This window comes from Stenotrophomonas sp. YJH_SMC_20, from assembly GCF_059367845.1.
This window is the reverse complement of sequence record NZ_JCAFRG010000009.1, coordinates 147,107-163,700: the sequence shown is the minus strand read 5'-3', so window position 1 is coordinate 163,700 and position 16,594 is coordinate 147,107. Positions and strand designations below refer to the sequence as shown.

Genomic DNA, 16,594 nt, shown 5'->3' with positions numbered 1-16,594 from the left:
GGTGATGCCGCCGCGCTGCCTACCAGCCGCGATGGCGGCCGCGGTCGTGGTAGTAGCGGTTGTCGTAGTAGCGCTCGCGCTGCCAGCGACGGTCGTCACCGCGGTCGTAGTAGCCGCTGCGGTAGTAGCCACGGTCGTAACGGCGATTGTAGCGGTCGTCGTAACGGCGATTGTCGTAGTAACGACGGTCGCGGCGGTCGGAGGTGGTCAGGTTGCCGATCGCGCCGCCGGCCACGGCGCCGCCCACGGTGGCGGCAGGATCACCGTTGGAGAGCAGGTTGCCGGCCACGCCACCGACCACGGCGCCGACCAGGGTGCGCTTGTCCTTCCTCGACATCGCGCTGGCATCGCTGACCACGGCGACACCGGCCACCAGTGCCAGAGCCATCGCCAGACCACGGAAGCTGAGTGTGGAAGTACTGAGCATGTTCGTTCTCCTGTGAGGTGCATGCCACGCTGGGCAGGGAGGGCGCGGGGCGCCCCGGCTGCCGTGATGTCCACGCTGGCGTTCCAACATTGCCGGAACATTGCCTGGTGCACCGAGCGGCTTGCGCATTCATCTAGCGGCAGGCGGCATGAAGCAAGGCTGAAAGCGGCCTCGGCCGCTCAGCTGGCAGAAAGGGAAAAGGCCACGCGGACGTGGCCCTCCCTTCTCTCCCAAGGCGCTGCGGGCTTAGACGCCCATCGCCTTCTGTGCCTGCCGGGCCTGCTCCTGCTGGGCATCCTGCTGCTGGTGCAGCACGTTTGGGGCGCCCTGCACGGCACCACTGCTGAGCGCCAGGCTCTGCTCGCTGGCGGCACGGGTCTCCACCGCCACGCGGCTGGCCGCCGGGTCGCCAATCGCGCCCTGCACGGCGAACAGGCGCTCACCGTTCGGGCTCGGCACCACCGTGTCGATGCGTTGCAGGCCGGCGGCATGCGCCTCCTTGGTCAGGGCCGCGGCGGCGCTTTCCAGCGCGTGGCGATCCTTGAAGGTACCTGCCGGCAGCCGCTCCAGGCCTTCGGTGGCCTGCAGGTACATCGGATTGCGTGGGTGCCGCTCGTCGTTCAGCAAGGGCCGTTCGCGTGCTTCCTTGATCGCTTCCAGCGTCTTCGGACCGACGATGCCGTCGACGACCAGGCCGTTGTCCTTCTGCAGCTGGCGCACTGCCGCGTCGGTGTTGCGGCCGAAGCGGCCATCCTCGACCAGTGGCTTGCCGTCGGCGCCGACGTAGCCCAGGTGGCCCAGCTGCTCCTGCACCTTGCGCACGCCCTCGCTGTGTGCGCCCTGCTTGTACAGTTCGGCGTGCGGCGTGGCGGCCGCCTTGTGCTCGGCGTTGGCCTTGCCCTGGGTCTGCTCGTGCGACTGGGTGCGGTTTTCCAGCAGGTCACGGGCCTTGGACAATGGATCGGACGCGAACAGCTTCCAGTGCGGGTGGTCCTTCACCTGCTTGAGGTAGTCCTCCACCGGCATGGTGTGCACGCCCTTGCTGCCGGTGGACTGGCTGATCAGCAGCTTGTCGGTGTTCGGGTCGCGCACCACCATCACGATGTGGTCGATGCCGTTCCAGTGTTCATGGCGGGTCCTGGCCGTATCCAGGCCGATGATCATGCCTTCCTTCAGCGCACCGGGCTTGAGGATCGCGTCGCGGTCAAGCAGCACGCCGGACTGGTCGAATGCCTTGCGCACGATGCCGCCGGAACCCAGGTTGCCCAGGTCGATGCGATCGGCCTTGCTGAACACCGCATGCCCGGCCTTCTGGTTGATCTCGTCCATGGTCCGGTTCTGCAGCGTGCCGACCCAGCCGGAGCAATCGATGTAACCCTGGTCCACGTTCTTGCCGGTCTTGCCCGGTACGTACAGCGCGTGGCCCGGAATGTTGATGGCGTACTTCACATCGTCGTACTTCACGCCGGCCTCGTAGGCGGCCTGCAGTTCGATGCCCGGTTTCGGCGCGGCAGCGGCTGTTGCGGTTGCCGCCAGCGTGGCAGCACCGGCCGCCACGGCTGCGCTGGCCTGTGCAGGCGCGGCCGGGGCCTGGCCCTGGCCCTGCGCCACCGCCTGCGGTTCGATGTTCTTTTCCGGGATGCTGATCGCTGCGTACTTGTGGATGTAGTAGCTGGAGAAGGCCCGTGCCAGGTCGCCATCGTTCATGCCGCGCATTTCGGCCAGGCTGTGGCCGGTCAGCGCCTTCGCGTCCGACCCGATCTGGTTCAGCACGTTGCGGCGCATGTTGATCTCGTCGCCGTGGCTGTTGCGGACCACGCCGAAGGTGCCGGTGGCAATGGCGGTCTGCACCGAGCCATAGCCGGCACTGCCCTGCTGGTGGGCCAGGTACAGGTCCAGCCCGGTCGGCGTACTGCCGCCGGACAGGTACGGGTGGCCGGTGCGCTCGTTGCGGCGTGCCATCGAGTCCAGGTTGTCCTGGTACATCTGCGCGGCCGCTTCGGTGTTGCGGGTGGGGTCGAACTCGTGGCCGGTCAGGTGGTACTGGCGTGCGGACCCGGGCACGAACTGGAACAGGCCCTTGGCGCCGGATGACGCGTTGTGGGCGCGCTCGTTGAACGTGCCACCGGTCTCGATGTACGCGAAGCGCATGAAGTCGTCGACCGGAATGCTCTTCTGCCTGGCGACCTGCTCGACGATGTCCAGGACTTCCTTTCTGCTGTAGTCATGCTGTGCCATGACGTTTTTCCTCGGGGTTGATGGAGCGGCGCATGCCGCGAATCGCCAACCGGACTCATCCGTGAGTCAAGAACATGTCGGTCAACAGGGAACCCGCGCGTGGCGGGTGCTTTCAGCGCGCGAGGTACTGCTGGGTCGCGCTGTCGAAGGTGTAGTGCACGGTGTCACCGGCACCCAAGGTGCGGGTCCTGCCGGGGTCTTCGAGGGTGGTGCCCTTGAAGGTCACGGTCAGTCGCGGCAGGCCGTTGCCATCGGCAGCGAAGGCCAGTTCGCCGTCGCTGCCGGTGCAGGGCATCACGTTGCCTTCGTCGCAGGCGGCGCTGTTGTCTTCGCCTGTGCGCACCGTACCGACATAGCGCCAGACCTTGCTGTCCACGTCGTCTTCGCTGCGCCTGGGGTTGAACAGCAGCAGCGCATAGCCGGTGCTGCTGACGCCGCGGTCGAAGCTGCTGGTCGGCACCGCCAGCAGCAGGCGGCCGTCGGCGGTGCGATGTTCAAGCGGCTTGCGCCGGGTATCGACGTCGTCGGCCTTGTCGTACGCGCCCAGTGCGCCGATGGTCCATTCCTGGCCACGGAACTTCCACGGCTTCTTCGCGTCGGTGCCGGCCAGCACGAAGGTGGCCTCGGCGAGGTTGGCGCGGTCGTCCGGACCGGCCTGCGTCTGCTCGCCAGGCTTGCCGTAGTGCTCGCGGGTATCCCAGGAGAAACCCGTGTAGTACGTAGTGCCATCGAGAGTGAAGGTGTGGCCGAACCAGAAGGTCGCCACGCTGCCGTTCTGGACCTCATAGGAGGTCGCGCCATCGCCATCCACTTGATAGGTGAAATACATCACGGTCGGCGCGTCGGGCGGGGTAACGGCGGTGTCGGGAGAGGTGTTCTGCATCGTGGCAACATCCTGTCGGGGCGCATTGGCAGCCTGCGCAGGGGCGCCGGGCTGGGAGGACGAGGGGACCGGATCGGCGGCGCTGCAGGCGGCAGCGGAAAGAGAGACGAGCAGGCACGCCGCGAATGCGCGCAGAGGCCGCAACGGCAGGGTCCAGCGTAGCTTGGGGGGATGTTGCATGCGCCTCTCCATGGTCAGCGTTGCCGGGCCAGACGGCCGGCAGGGAACCGCGCCACGTCCACCAGGGACGGGAGCGAGGACATGAGCCGGTCGATTCCTTCGACCTCGCATTGGGAACTCATGCCCCACCATCTTGGCACAGATCGGCGGCCCGTCAAAGAGGGCAGTGCCAGATGCCCTTCCTGTGCGATCTGGCTCTCAGATCTTGCCGTCGCGCAGGTAATCGAACAGCTCGGCGTCGCCCTTCAGGCCCAGTTTGAGCATGGCATCACCTTTCTGCCGGCTGATGGTGCTGACGCTCTTGTGCAGCTGAAGCGAGATTTCCTTCACGGTCATGCCGGTGCCGAGCAGCCGCAGCACCTCCACCTCGCGTGGCGACAGCGGCTTGCCGTCACCCTCGCGCATGCGCCAGCTGCCGGCAGCCTCGACCCGCTCGCGCAGGCTGCGGCTGATGTAGGGCTGGCCGCGGTAGACCGACTGGATGGCCTGCGGCAGCTCGTCCATCGACGAACTCTTGTCGACCAGGCCGAGCACGCCGCTGTCGAGCACCATGCGCAGGATCGCCAGATTGCTGGAGACGCTGAGCATCAGCACCGGCAGGTCTGGATGACGGCGGCGGATCATGCCGATCATGGCGAAGCCGTCGGCCTGCGGGCTGCCCGGCATGGAGTAGTCGGTCACCAGCAGGTCGCAGGGCTGGCTGCCGAGCAGGGCCATCAGCGCCTGCGCGCTGTCGGCTTCGCCGACCACGCGGCCCACCCCGCTCGATTCGATGACGGCGCGGGTACCGATACGGACCACCGGGTGGTCGTCTGCGATGATGATGCGCAAGCTCATGCTCTAGTATGGCCACCGGGCTGGCTGGGCCGCGACCATCGCGGTCCCTGGCAGGATTCTAGGAGATCGACGCCGATGCGTAGCTGGGCTGTTCGCGGGCTGGTCCTGCTGCTGGTCGTACTGGCGCTGCCGGCAGCGTTGGCGCAGGCGGTGCCCGGGCCGTTGCCGCTCAGCCCCCTGCAGCGCGAGTACCTGGCCGCCCATCCGAGCATCGTCGTGGGTCAGTATGACAGTGGCTGGCCACCGTTCGAGTCCCTCCGTGATGGCCAACAGGTTGGCCTGGGTCCGGATTATCTGTCGCTTCTTGCCCGTCAGTTGGGCGTGAAGGTGGAGGCAAGGCGCTACTCCGACTGGACATCCGTGCTGGATGCGGCATGTCGTGGCGAGATTGATGTGGTGATGAACGTCGGGCTCAGTGCCGACCGCACCCGCTGCATGGTCTACACCGCCGCCTATGGCGAGGCCCCGCTGGCCCTGGTGGGGCGCCCGGATGACCTGCGTGCCTCCGACAATCCCGATCTGGACGGACTGCGGGTGGTGATCGAGCAGGACTTCCTGACCGGGCCCCAGGTGCGCGCCCGCTTTCCGCATGCGCGCCAGCTTGTCGCAAACAACTCGTTGGCGGCCTTGGAGATGGTCAGAGACGACAAGGCCGACGTTTACATCGGCAATGCCTATGTGGCCACCGAACTGATCGCCCGCGAGGACCTGCAGGGCGTCGTGCTGCTGCGCCCCAGCGATCTCCCGCCGGAGCGACTGCACTTCGGCATTCCCAACGGCAAGCAGCCACTGGCTGAAGCGCTGGACCTGGCGCTGGCCGCGACCAGCCAGGCCCAGCGCGATGCGCTGGCGCAGCGCTGGCTGCCACCTCCGCGGTGGTCGGCATCGGCACAGCTGGCGCTGAGCCAGGCCGAGAAGCGGGTACTGGAGCAACCGTTGAGGATCGGCTTCGCGCCGAACGCGGCGCCACTGTCGTTCGCCGGCCAGGATGGCAACCCCAGCGGCCTGGCCAGCGAATACCTGCGCCGCCTGCTGCAGGCCGGCGCCAACCTGCAGGTGGAAAACAGCCATGACTGGTACGAAGTGCGCGAGAAGGCGCGCCGCGGCGAGCTGCAGGCGGTAATGGGCATTCCGGCCGATTCGCGCTACCTGGGCCCGGACTGGGTGTTCAGCCAGCCCTTCATCAGCGTGCCGAACGTGATCGTCAGCCGGCGCGACAGCCCGGCGCTGCTGGGCCTGTCAGACCTGCAGGGCAAGCGGGTGCTGCTGTCCGATCCGGAGCGCGTGCGTGGTTATGTGCTGCAGCAGGCACCGCAGGCCCGGGTCATCGCAGCGCGCAGCGCGGAACAGGCCCTGCAGCGCCTGATCAATGGCGACGCCGACGCCTATATAGGCAATCTGGCCGTGGTGGACCACCTGCTGCGCAACCGCTTCCCGGGGCGCCTGCAGGTGGCCGCACCGGCCGGCTTCAACGATCAGCTGGTGCTGGCTGTCGAGCGTCGCCATGCCGCCCTGGCCACCACCTTCGACCGCCTGCTGCTGCAGATGACCCCACGCAAGCGCGAAGCCCTGCGCGGCGACTGGCTGGCCGTCGAATACCGCAACGGCCTCGAGTGGACCCGCGTGGCGCGCTGGGGCGTGCCGCTGCTGCTGGTGCTGCTTACCGCGCTGCTGGTGCACGCCATCGGGCATTGGCGGCTGCGCCGTGAGGTAGCCGGGCGTCGCCATCTGGAACAGCGCCTGGCCGAAGTCACCGACAACCTGCCCGCCGTGGTCTATCAGGCACGCCGTGCGGCTGACGGAACCCTCAGTTTCCCGTTCATTGCCGGTGACCTGCAGGCGTTGTTCGGGATCAGCCGGCAGCAGGCCGAACAGGATGCAACCTGCCTGCTGGAGCGCATCGAAGAAGATGACCGCGAGCACATCCTGCATGCGGTCGAGCAGGCGGCGCGGCAGTTCGCGCCGCTCATTCTCGAGTTCCGGCTGCGTCCTGAAGGCACCGGCGCGCGCTGGGTGCGCAGCCAGGCCCATCCCTATGCTGCGGAAGCGGGCGCGGTGATCTGGAGTGGTTACTGGGTGAACGTCAGCGAGGCGCGTGCGCAGGCCGAGGCCCTGACTGCGGCCAAGGCAGAGGCCGAACAGGCCGCGGAGGCGAAGTCGCGTTTCCTGGCAACCATGAGCCATGAGATCCGCACGCCGATGAGCGGCGTGCTGGGCATGCTTGAGGTGCTGGCCCATTCGCCGCTGGATGCCGAGCAGCAGCGCATTCTCGACGTGATCGAGGATTCCGCGCAGATGCTGCGGCAGATCCTCGACGATATTCTCGATTACTCGCGGCTGGAGGCCGGCGCACTGCGCCTGGAACCGGTGCCGCAGCCGCTGCGGCCCTTGCTGGAGAGCGTGTGCCGGTTGCTGTCGGCGCAGGCCAGTGCACGTGGGCTGGACCTGCACGTGCAGATCGACCCACAGCTGGCAGCGGCGCACGAAGTGGATGGCGTGCGCCTGCGCCAGATCGTGTTCAACCTGCTCAGCAACGCCATCAAGTTCACCGTGCGCGGCGAAGTGCGGTTGCAGCTGGAAGTGCTGGGGCCGACCGCCGAAGACGGCAGCCAGCCGCTGTGCCTGAGCGTCACCGACACCGGCATCGGAATCGCGCCGGAACAGTTGCAGCACCTGTTTGCGCCGTTCACCCAGGCCGGTGCATACATCCAGCGTGACCATGGTGGTACCGGCTTGGGCCTGAGCATCTGCCAGCGCCTGGTGCAGATGATGGACGGCGAACTGGAGCTGCACAGCACGCTGGGCGAGGGTACCCGCGCCGAGGTGCGGCTGTCGCTGGTGGAAGCCGGCCGTGGCGATGTTGAAGCGCTTGCCGCCGAGGAGGAACAGGCGGCGCTGCTGCCGCCGGCGTTGCGCGAGGCACGCGTGCTGGTGATCGAAGATCATCCGACCAACCAGGCGATGATGGCCTGGCGCCTGCAGCAGCTGGGTGTGCCGCATGTGCTGGTCGGCGATGGCCAGCAGGGGCTGGACCGGTTGGCGTCGGAGCCGTTCGATCTGGTCATCACCGATTGCCGGATGCCGGTGCTGGATGGCTTCGCCTTCACCCGCCTGCTGCGCGAACGCGAGGGTCGCAACGGCCAGCCGCGGCTGACCGTACTGGCGCTCACCGCCAGCGTACTGGACGACGATGCACGGCGCTGCCGCGAGGCCGGCATGGACGAAGTACTGTCCAAGCCGCTGTCGCTGGCAACCCTGCGCGCCGCGCTGCTGCGCTGGTTGCCGCAGGCGCAGGGACTATCGGTTGTGGAGCCGCAGGCCGGACCCGCTGCCGACGATGGCGGGACGCTGCCTGATCTGGCCAGCCTGCAGCGGCGGTTCGGCTCACGCGTGGTGGCCGAGCAGCTGCGCGACAGCCTGTTGCAGGCCAGCGAGGGCGATCTGGCGACCGTGCAATGCGCCGTGCAGGCCGGCGACCGCGAAACCGCGGCGCTGCACCTGCATCGCCTGGCCGGCGGCATGGGTGCGGTTGGGGCGACGGTGCTGGCCGGGCAGGCCAACGCACTGGTCGAGCGCCTGCAGGATGCGGGCGAGACCGATCCGGCACCGGTGTTCGCCGCTGTAACGGCGTTCGTGGCACGGCTGCAGCACCAGCTGCAGCGATTGGCTCACTGAGCCGACTGCTGTTGCAGGTAGGCGATCACCAGCGCGCGGCGTTCGGCGCTGGGAAAGGCGTTGTACATGCGGGTGCCGGGCACCACGTGGGTGGGCGACTGCAGGAACGCATCCAGGGTCTGCGCGCTCCAGGTGATGTCGGCGCGGCGCATGCCCTCGGAATAGCCGTAGTCGGGCAAGCTGCCGGCGCGGCGGCCGATCACGCCATGCAGGTTCGGCCCGAAGCGGTGGATGCCGCCGGGCTGCACGGTGTGGCAACCGGCGCACAGTTCGAACGCGCGCTGCATGGCCTGCTGCCGGGCCTGTTCGGGCGTGGCGGGCGCAGCAGGCGGGCGCTGGCAGGCCGTGGCGAGCAGGGACACGGCAATGGCAATGAGCAGGCGGTCGGCGCGCATGGGCGGCAGGATAGCGGTGCGGTCGAGCCGCCGGGCTGCGACACGCGGTCGCAGCCCGGGGCGATCACATGCCCGAGTAGTTCGGGCCGCCGCCGCCCTGCGGGGTCACCCACACGATGTTCTGGGTGGGGTCCTTGATGTCGCAGGTCTTGCAGTGCACGCAGTTCTGCGCGTTGATCTGCAGGCGCGCGCTGTCGGCTTCGCCGACGAACTCGTACACGCCGGCCGGGCAGTAGCGCGCTTCCGGACCGGCGTACTCGGCCAGGTTCACCTTCACCGGAATGCTCGGGTCCTTCAGCGTGAGGTGGCTGGGCTGGTTCTCGTCGTGGTTGGTGCTGCTCAGGAACACCGAGCTGAGGCGGTCGAAGGTCAGCACGCCATCCGGCTTCGGGTAGGCAATGCGGGTGTGCTTGGCCGCCGGCTCCAGGCAGGCATGATCCGGCTGGGTGCGATGCAGGGTCCACGGCGGGTTGCGCACGCCCAGTTTGGGCAGCAGCCACTGCTCCACGCCGGTCATCAGCGTGGCCACGGTCTGGCCCTTCTTGAACCACTGCTTGAAGTTCTTGGCCTGCTGCAGTTCGGTGAACAGCCAGCTGGCTTCGAACGCCTTCGGGTAGGCGCTCAGTTCATCGTGCTGGCGATCAGCAGCCAGCGCGTCGAACGCGGCGTCGGCGCACAGCATGCCGGTCTTGATCGCGGCGTGGCTGCCCTTGATGCGGCTGGCGTTGAGGTAACCGGCCTCGCAGCCGACCAGCGCGCCCCCGGGGAACACCGTCTTGGGCAGCGACAGCAGGCCACCGGCGGTGATTGCACGGGCGCCGTAACCGATGCGGGTGCCGCCCTCCAGGTGCTTGCGGATGGAGGGATGGGTCTTGAAACGCTGGAACTCCTCGAACGGGCTCAGCCACGGGTTCCTGTAGTCCAGGCCGACCACGTAGCCGATGGCGACCTTGCCGCCGTCGGCGTGGTACAGAAACGCGCCGCCGTAGGTGTCGCTGTCCAGCGGCCAGCCAGCCGCATGCACCACCAGGCCCGGCTCATGCCTGGCCGGGTCGATCTGCCACAGCTCCTTGATGCCGATCCCGTAGGCCTGCGGGTCCTTGCCTTCGTCCAGTTTGTAGCGGGCGATCAGCTGGCGGCCGAGGTGGCCGCGCGCGCCTTCGGCGAAGACCGTGTACCTGGCGTGCAGCGCCATGCCGCGCTCGAAGGCCGGGCCGATGCTGCCGTCCTTCTCGATGCCCATGTCGCCGGTGGCCACGCCGATCACTTCACCGTTGTCGCCGAACAGCACTTCGGCGGCGGCAAAGCCCGGGAAGATCGCCACTTCCAGCGCCTCGGCCTGCTGCGCCAGCCAGCGGGTCACTTCGCCCAGGCTGATGATGTAGTTGCCTTCGTTGTGGAAGCACTCCGGCAGCAGCGCGTTGGGCGTGCTGCGTGCGCCGGTCTCGCTGAGGAACAGGAATTCGTCGCGGGTGACCTTCTGCTTCAGCGGTGCGCCGCGTTCGGCCCAGTCCGGGAACAGTTCGGTCAGTGCGCGTGGGTCCATCACCGCACCGGAGAGCACGTGCGCGCCCGGTTCGGAGCCCTTTTCCAGCACGCACACCGACAGCTCGCGACCGGCTTCGATCGCGCGCTGGCGCAGGCGGATCGCGGTGGCCAGGCCGGCAGGACCGGCGCCGACGATCACCACGTCGAACTCCATTACTTCACGCGGGGGCAGGGCGTTGGCTTCAGCGCTCATCGATTGCATGACTCGTGGGTAGGGCCGGCATCGGGGCCACCGGCGGTGCCTGGGAATCGCGCGTGCGGCCACGGGCGAAACGGTTGTTTGAATGTGTCAGGGTACCGGGACGCGCGTGATCGAGCTAGATAGACGCCGTTCACCGCACGATTGCTGCAGCGCAGCGTAGTGCCTCAGCCCTGGTGGTGGGCCAACCCTGGTCGGCACGCGCTGCCCGGATGACCGACAATGGCCGGGTCCTGACTGCGTGTGAGTGCCATGGCTTTGCATCCGTACGATCTGTTCGATGTCCGTTCCCTGCTCAATGAGGAAGAGCGTGCGGTGCAGGAGAGTGTCGCCCGCTTCACCGACGAGCGCGTGCTGCCGATCATCGGCGATGCCTTCGACCAGGCCCGTTTTCCGTCTGAACTGGTGCCGGAGATCGCCTCGTTGGGCCTGCTCGGCGCGACCCTGCCGGCGCAGTACGGCGGTGGCGACCTCGGTGCGGTCAGCTACGGCCTGATCTGCCAGGAGCTGGAGCGCGGCGATTCCGGCCTGCGCAGCTTCGTCTCGGTGCAGAGCTCGCTGTGCATGTACCCGATCTACGCCTATGGCAGCGAGGAACAGCGCCAGCAGTGGCTGCCGGCGATGGCGCGCGGCGAACTGATCGGCTGCTTCGGCCTGACCGAGGCGCACGGCGGGTCCGACCCGGCCAGCATGAAGACCCGCGCGGTGCGGGACGGCAGCGACTGGCGCATCAGCGGCAGCAAGATGTGGATCACCAGCGGCCCGGTGGCCGACCTGGCCATCGTCTGGGCGCAGACCGAGGACGGGATCCAGGGCTTCGTGCTGGAGAAGGGCATGGCCGGCTTCAGCACCCAGGAAATCAAGCACAAGATGAGCCTGCGTGCCTCGCTCACTGGCGCGCTGTACTTCGATGACGTGCGCGTGCCCGACAGTCACCGCCTGCCCAACGTGAAGGGCCTGAAGGGACCGCTGGGCTGCCTGACCCAGGCCCGTTATGGCATCAGCTGGGGCCCGATCGGCGCGGCCATCGCCTGCCTGGATGAGGCGCTGGGCTACGCCAAGGAGCGCGTGCTGTTCGGCCGCCCGTTGGCGGCCACGCAGAGCGCGCAGATCAAGCTGGCCGAGATGGCCCGCCGCATCACCACCGCACAGCTGCTGGCCCTGCAACTGGGCCGGCTGAAGGAAGCCGGCCAGCTGCAGCCGCAGCAGGTCAGCCTGGCCAAGTGGAACAACTGCCGCATGGCCATCGACATCGCCCGCGAGTGTCGCGATCTGCTCGGTGGGGCTGGCATCACCACCGAGCATGTGGCGATCCGGCATGCGTTGAACCTGGAATCGGTGATCACCTATGAAGGCACCGAGACCGTGCACCAGCTGGTGATCGGCCGCGAACTGACCGGCATCAACGCGTTCTGAGTGCACCGGTAGTGCCGGCCGCTGGCCGGCATTGTCCAGTAGCGTATTCGCAGGCGAGCGATCGGTGTGCCGAACCGCGCACCGGACCGCGATGGGTTCAAGGACAGCCTGTACCGCGCGGCTGTCGGGTCCGCCTTGAAGCGAGCCGAGCACCGCAGGTCCGGCGGGGGCGAAGAGGCGCGGGTGTCTGAGCGCAGCGAGTTCCGCGCCGTCCCCCGGCGGGCAGAGGGGCGCAGGGTACCGGTGCGCAGCACCGGCTCGCGGATGGCGGCGCGTTTCTTTTGGTTACTTTTCTTTCCGCGCGGAAAGAAAAGTAACGCCCATGAACGCATGCGCCCGCCACAGCAACAATCAGGCAGAAGAGAGGCGCGTGGCGCTACGCGCCGCCGGCAAACCCATGCTGCCGCCACGCCTCGTACATCACCACCGCAACGGTGTTGGAAAGATTGAGGCTGCGGTTGCCCGGCCGCATCGGCAGGCGCAGGCGGCGGCCGTCGGGCAGGGCATCGAGCACGTCCTGCGGCAGGCCACGGCTTTCCGGCCCGAACAGGAATGCATCGCCCTCTTCAAAGGCCACGCTGTCGTAGCGCACGCTGGCGCGGGTACTGAGTGCGAACAACCGATTCGGTGCGATCCGCGCCAGCGCGGTGTCCAGGTCGGGGTGCACCTGCAGGCGTGAATACTCGTGGTAGTCCAGCCCGGCGCGCTTGAGCTGCTTGTCTTCCAGTGCGAAGCCAAGCGGCTCGACCAGGTGCAGCTGCGCGCCGGTGTTGGCACAGAGCCGGATCACATTGCCGGTGTTGGGCGGGATTTCCGGTTGGAACAGGATCACGTGGAACTGGGGCGCGGCATTCATCGGCGCAGTGTACCTGCGACGGCGGCCGCCTTTACGGCGCACGCCCTGCGCGAGGCAGGGCGGCACCGGTTACGGGCGCAGCAGGACCTGGGCGGTTTCGGTGGCCAGGGCCTGCAGGTCGGCGGCGCTCGGACGCACCTGCAGGGCCGGCAGGTTGACGATGACCGAGTTGGCGACGTTGGTGGCGGCGGCAGCCAGGGTCGCGGCGTAGCGCTGGGCTTCCAGCTCGGCGGCCAGGGCGACGCGCTGTTCCAGGTTCGGGCGCACTTCCACCGAGGCCAGGGTGGTGATCGGCATCGCGGCCGCAACCGGGGCGGCGACGTAGCCGTTGCGCTCGGCCAGCTGGTCGGCGCTCGGGCGCACTTCCACGGTGGCCAGGGTCGGGATGCCGCTGGCCTGTTCCCAGGCCTGCTGGGCCAGCTGGTCGGCGGCAGGGCGGACCTGCACGGTGGACAGCGTCTTGATGGATTCGGAGGCCTGCACCGACGAAACAACCGCGGTGCCGGCAATCAGGGCGATGGCGATGGCAATGGTCTTGGCGTTCATGACGGGGCCTGTTTAGTGTTGGTGATCAGTGGTGTGGTAGTAAGGTAGTACACCAATTCTGGGCTTGCAAGGAAAATTTTCGATTTCCTGCATTTGTTCAGTCTTCAGTCAGCTTTCGTCTGAAGCCCTTCCTGGCGCAGGAACTACCAAGCAATCCGCGTGCCAACTTTTAGTTGTTGATTTAGAAGGGGTTTGTTCGGGTAGAGAAGTGTCCGGTGGGCGGACACCTGTCCATTCCTCGGGCCGCGGACACTGTCCGGACGTTGCCTGCGGGCGCTTGTGACCGCCCCTCCCGGGCCGCAAAGCAGGGGTGGAGGGGCAAGGAGGCAAACACCCCCAGTGACTGCTGGCCGATTCCGGCCGCTGTGCGCGCAGGCTAGGATCGGGGTTCACCTTCGTGACCAAGGATCCGGATATGTCTCTCGCCCTTCGCCCGCGCGCTGCACTGCTGGCTGTCGCCCTCAGCACCGCCCTGGGCACGCTTGTGCCTTCCCATGCGCTGGCGGCCAAGCCGGCCGCACCGGCCAAGGTCGATATCCCGTACGAGCAGTTCACCCTGCCCAACGGCCTGCGCGTGATCGTGCACACCGATCGCAAGGCGCCGATCGTCGCGGTCAACGTCTGGTACCACGTGGGCAGCAAGGACGAGCCGGCCGGCCGTACCGGCTTCGCGCACCTGTTCGAACACCTGATGTTCCAGGGCAGCGAAAACCACGACGGCGAATTCTTCGAGCCGTTCAAGCAGGTGGGTGCCACCAACCAGAACGGCACCACCAACACCGACCGCACCAATTACTTCGAGAACGTGCCGACCACCGCGCTGGACATGGCACTGTGGATGGAATCGGACCGCATGGGCCATCTGGTCGGTGCGATCGACCAGGCGGCGCTGGACGAGCAGCGTGGCGTGGTGCAGAACGAGAAGCGCCAAGGCGAGAACCAGCCCTACGGCCAGGCCTGGGACCAGCTCAACAAGGCGCTGTATCCGGTGGGCCACCCGTACCACCACGGCGTGATCGGTTCGATGAACGATCTGAACGCGGCGTCGCTGGACGACGTGAAGACCTGGTTCCGCACCTGGTACGGCCCGAACAACGCGGTGCTGGTGCTGGCCGGCGACATCGACCTGGCCACCGCCAAGGAAAAGGTCTCCAGGTACTTCGGCAGCATCCCGGCCGGCCCGACCATGGCGCAGCCGGCGGTGAACGTGGCCAAGCGCAGCGCCGATACGCGCGAGACGATGACCGACAAGGTGCCGCAGGCGCGTATCTACCGCGCCTGGAACGTGCCGCAGGTCGGCACCACCGAGGTCGATCAGCTGCAGCTGTTCGCGCAGGTGCTGGGCGGTGCCAAGTCCTCGCGCCTGAGCCAGCGCCTGCAGCACCAGGACAAGCTGGTGGACAGCATTGCTGCCGGACTCTCCACGTCACAGCTGGGCTCCAACTTCGTGATCATGGCCACGGTCAAGCAGGGCCAGGACCCGGCCAAGGTCGAGAAGATCATCGACGAGGAGTTGGACCGGCTGATCAAGCAGGGCCCGACCGCCGCGGAACTGGAGCGCGCCAAGACCGGCGCCCGCGCCGGCTTCATCCGCGGCATCGAGCGCATCGGTGGCTTCGGCGGCAAGGCCGACGCCCTTGCAGAATGTGCGGTGTTCACCGGCGACCCGGGCTGCTTCCGCACCTCGCTGGCCAACATCGAGAAGGCCAGTGCCGCCGATCTGAGCCGGCTCGGCGCGCAGTGGCTGGACAAGGGCAGCCACACCCTGGTGATCGCACCGGGTGAGCGCGTGGCGCTGAAGGAAGATCCGAGCCAGGCGCCGAAGCCGTTCACCGTGCCAGCGGTGGACCCGAAGTACAGCACGCTGCCGGAGCAGGTCGACCGCAAGGCCGGCGTGCCGCAGACCCGCGAGTTCCCGCAGTTGAAGTTCCCGGCGCTGCAGCGCGCGACACTGAAGAACGGTACCCAGGTGATCCTGGCCGAGCGCCATGAGATTCCGGTGGTGCAGTTCAGCTACCAGTTCCCGGGCGGCTTCAGTGCCGACCAGGGCCGCAAACCGGGCACCGCCAACTTCACCATGAGCCTGATGACCGAAGGTGCCGGCAAGCTCGGCTCGCTGGCCTTCGCCGATGCGGCGGATGCGCTGGGCGCCAGCCTGGATGCCTCGGCCGGCCTGGACTCGATGAGCGTGGACCTGTCGGCGCTGAAGGAAAACCTGGTGCCGTCGCTGGCGCTGTACCGCGACCTGCTGCGCGAACCGCGCTTCGAGCAGGGCGAGATCGACCGGGTCAAGGCGAGCTGGATCGCGGGCATCCAGCAGGAGAAGGTCAACCCGGGTGCGGTGGCGATGCGCGTGCTGCCCCCGCTGCTGTACGGCAAGGGCCACCCGTATGCCATTCCGTTCACCGGCAGTGGCGACGAGGCGGCGATCAACGGCCTGACCCGCGAGGACCTGGTCGACTTCCATCACGACTGGCTGCGCCCGCAGAACGGCACCCTGATCGTGGTCGGCGACACCACCCTGGCCGAGATCGTGCCGCTGCTGGACAAGCAGCTGGGCGACTGGAAGGCTGCCGGCGATGCCCCGCAGGTGAAGGCGGCCACCGACGTGGCGCTGCCGAAGGGCCCGCGCGTGTTCCTGATCGACCAGCCGGGCGCGGTGCAGGCCAACCTGTTCGCCGGCCAGGTGGTGGCACCTTCCAGCGCCACCAGCTCGACCCGCTTCGACATCGCCAACGGTGTGATCGGCGGCGACTTCACCTCGCGCCTGAACATGAACCTGCGTGAAGACAAGCACTGGTCGTACGGTGCGCGCAGCAGCGCGGTCAATTCGGTGGGCCAGCGCCCGTGGATGGCCAGCGCGCCGGTGCAGATCGACAAGACCGGCCCGGCACTGGCGGAAATGCGCAAGGAAATCGCCGCGTTCGCCGATGGCAGCAAGCCGGCCACCGCTGCCGAGGTCAACCGCATCCGCAATATCCAGACCCTGAGCCTGCCCGGTGCCTACGAGACCGCCAGCGCGGTGGCCTCGACCATCGGCTCGATCGTGCAGTTCAAGCGCCCGGACGACTACGTGCTGCGTCGCAAGGCCGAGATCGAGGCGATGACCCCGGCGCAGGTGCAGCAGGCCGCCGCCGAGATCAAGCCGCAGGCGCTGACCTGGGTGGTGGTGGGTGATCTCAAGCAGACCGAAGCGGCCGTGCGTGCGCTGAACCTGGGCGAGGTGACCGTAATCGATGCCGAAGGCAACCCGGTCAAGAAATAAGGGATGTGCCTGCCCGCCACGGCGGGCAGGTCTCCCGTGGTAGCGCCGGGCCATGCCCGGCGGCTTTCCGGCGGCCAGCCATGCCGCGCTGTGCGCTCGCCGGGCATGGCCCGGCGCTACCTGGGCTCC

The 16,594-nt window shown here is 67.7% G+C and carries 11 protein-coding genes; 3 read left to right on the top strand and 8 right to left on the bottom strand.

Features of this window, described 5'->3' with window-relative positions; all coding sequences use genetic code 11:
- Positions 1-19: 19 nt before the first annotated feature.
- From AC5P6A_RS15830 to AC5P6A_RS15815, 4 genes are all read right to left on the bottom strand, one after another.
- Positions 20-427: a glycine zipper 2TM domain-containing protein gene (locus tag AC5P6A_RS15830; protein WP_180877357.1), complete on the bottom strand. Its 408-nt coding sequence runs from the start codon at positions 425-427 to the stop codon at positions 20-22.
- Positions 428-673: 246 nt separating this feature from the next.
- Positions 674-2,665, bottom strand: coding sequence for an XVIPCD domain-containing protein (locus AC5P6A_RS15825; protein ID WP_180877356.1), 1,992 nt, complete (start codon positions 2,663-2,665; stop codon positions 674-676).
- Positions 2,666-2,777: 112 nt separating this feature from the next.
- A complete protein-coding gene (locus AC5P6A_RS15820) occupies positions 2,778-3,548 on the bottom strand; it encodes a hypothetical protein (RefSeq protein ID WP_180877355.1) in 771 nt (256 codons plus the stop codon).
- 378 nt (positions 3,549-3,926) lie between these two features.
- Positions 3,927-4,565 (bottom strand): response regulator, encoded by a 639-nt coding sequence (locus AC5P6A_RS15815; RefSeq protein ID WP_019661903.1) that lies wholly within the window; start codon positions 4,563-4,565, stop codon positions 3,927-3,929.
- Positions 4,566-4,640: 75 nt separating this feature from the next.
- On the opposite strand from AC5P6A_RS15815, the gene AC5P6A_RS15810 reads away from it, so the two are divergent.
- The gene (locus tag AC5P6A_RS15810) at positions 4,641-8,240 is read left to right on the top strand and encodes an ATP-binding protein (RefSeq protein WP_180877354.1); all 3,600 of its coding nucleotides are present in this window, start codon (positions 4,641-4,643) and stop codon (positions 8,238-8,240) included.
- Here the strand turns inward: AC5P6A_RS15810 and AC5P6A_RS15805 are convergent.
- Positions 8,234-8,635 (bottom strand): c-type cytochrome, encoded by a 402-nt coding sequence (locus AC5P6A_RS15805; RefSeq protein ID WP_021202094.1) that lies wholly within the window; start codon positions 8,633-8,635, stop codon positions 8,234-8,236. The genes AC5P6A_RS15810 and AC5P6A_RS15805 overlap by 7 nt on opposite strands.
- Positions 8,636-8,699: 64 nt before the next feature.
- Positions 8,700-10,376, bottom strand: coding sequence for an electron transfer flavoprotein-ubiquinone oxidoreductase (locus tag AC5P6A_RS15800; RefSeq protein ID WP_019661900.1), 1,677 nt, complete (start codon positions 10,374-10,376; stop codon positions 8,700-8,702).
- Positions 10,377-10,634: 258 nt separating this feature from the next.
- Here AC5P6A_RS15800 and AC5P6A_RS15795 point away from each other — a divergent pair, with 258 nt between their 5' ends.
- Positions 10,635-11,798, top strand: a complete 1,164-nt coding sequence (locus AC5P6A_RS15795; protein ID WP_155028793.1) for an acyl-CoA dehydrogenase family protein — start codon at positions 10,635-10,637, stop codon at positions 11,796-11,798.
- 376 nt (positions 11,799-12,174) lie between these two features.
- Here AC5P6A_RS15795 and AC5P6A_RS15790 read toward each other — a convergent pair whose 3' ends face one another.
- Both AC5P6A_RS15790 and AC5P6A_RS15785 read right to left on the bottom strand, forming a co-directional pair.
- The gene (locus AC5P6A_RS15790) at positions 12,175-12,654 is read right to left on the bottom strand and encodes a tRNA (cytidine(34)-2'-O)-methyltransferase (RefSeq protein ID WP_021202091.1); all 480 of its coding nucleotides are present in this window, start codon (positions 12,652-12,654) and stop codon (positions 12,175-12,177) included.
- Between the two features lie 69 nt (positions 12,655-12,723).
- On the bottom strand, positions 12,724-13,200 hold the full coding sequence (locus tag AC5P6A_RS15785) for an XAC0231 family protein (protein ID WP_180877353.1): 477 nt from the start codon (positions 13,198-13,200) through the stop codon (positions 12,724-12,726).
- Positions 13,201-13,615: 415 nt separating this feature from the next.
- Between AC5P6A_RS15785 and AC5P6A_RS15780 the strand changes: the two genes are divergently transcribed.
- Positions 13,616-16,465: a M16 family metallopeptidase gene (locus tag AC5P6A_RS15780; protein ID WP_164144812.1), complete on the top strand. Its 2,850-nt coding sequence runs from the start codon at positions 13,616-13,618 to the stop codon at positions 16,463-16,465.
- Positions 16,466-16,594: the final 129 nt, after the last annotated feature.

Coding starts and splice junctions, on each gene's coding strand:
- AC5P6A_RS15780 (WP_164144812.1), top strand. CDS start 13,616: ATGTCTCTCGCCCTTCGCCCGCGCGCTGCACTGCTGGCTGTCGCCCTC.
- AC5P6A_RS15830 (WP_180877357.1), bottom strand. CDS start 427: ATGCTCAGTACTTCCACACTCAGCTTCCGTGGTCTGGCGATGGCTCTG.
- AC5P6A_RS15810 (WP_180877354.1), top strand. CDS start 4,641: ATGCGTAGCTGGGCTGTTCGCGGGCTGGTCCTGCTGCTGGTCGTACTG.
- AC5P6A_RS15805 (WP_021202094.1), bottom strand. CDS start 8,635: ATGCGCGCCGACCGCCTGCTCATTGCCATTGCCGTGTCCCTGCTCGCC.
- AC5P6A_RS15825 (WP_180877356.1), bottom strand. CDS start 2,665: ATGGCACAGCATGACTACAGCAGAAAGGAAGTCCTGGACATCGTCGAG.
- AC5P6A_RS15800 (WP_019661900.1), bottom strand. CDS start 10,376: ATGAGCGCTGAAGCCAACGCCCTGCCCCCGCGTGAAGTAATGGAGTTC.
- AC5P6A_RS15815 (WP_019661903.1), bottom strand. CDS start 4,565: ATGAGCTTGCGCATCATCATCGCAGACGACCACCCGGTGGTCCGTATC.
- AC5P6A_RS15790 (WP_021202091.1), bottom strand. CDS start 12,654: ATGAATGCCGCGCCCCAGTTCCACGTGATCCTGTTCCAACCGGAAATC.
- AC5P6A_RS15785 (WP_180877353.1), bottom strand. CDS start 13,200: ATGAACGCCAAGACCATTGCCATCGCCATCGCCCTGATTGCCGGCACC.
- AC5P6A_RS15820 (WP_180877355.1), bottom strand. CDS start 3,548: ATGCAGAACACCTCTCCCGACACCGCCGTTACCCCGCCCGACGCGCCG.
- AC5P6A_RS15795 (WP_155028793.1), top strand. CDS start 10,635: ATGGCTTTGCATCCGTACGATCTGTTCGATGTCCGTTCCCTGCTCAAT.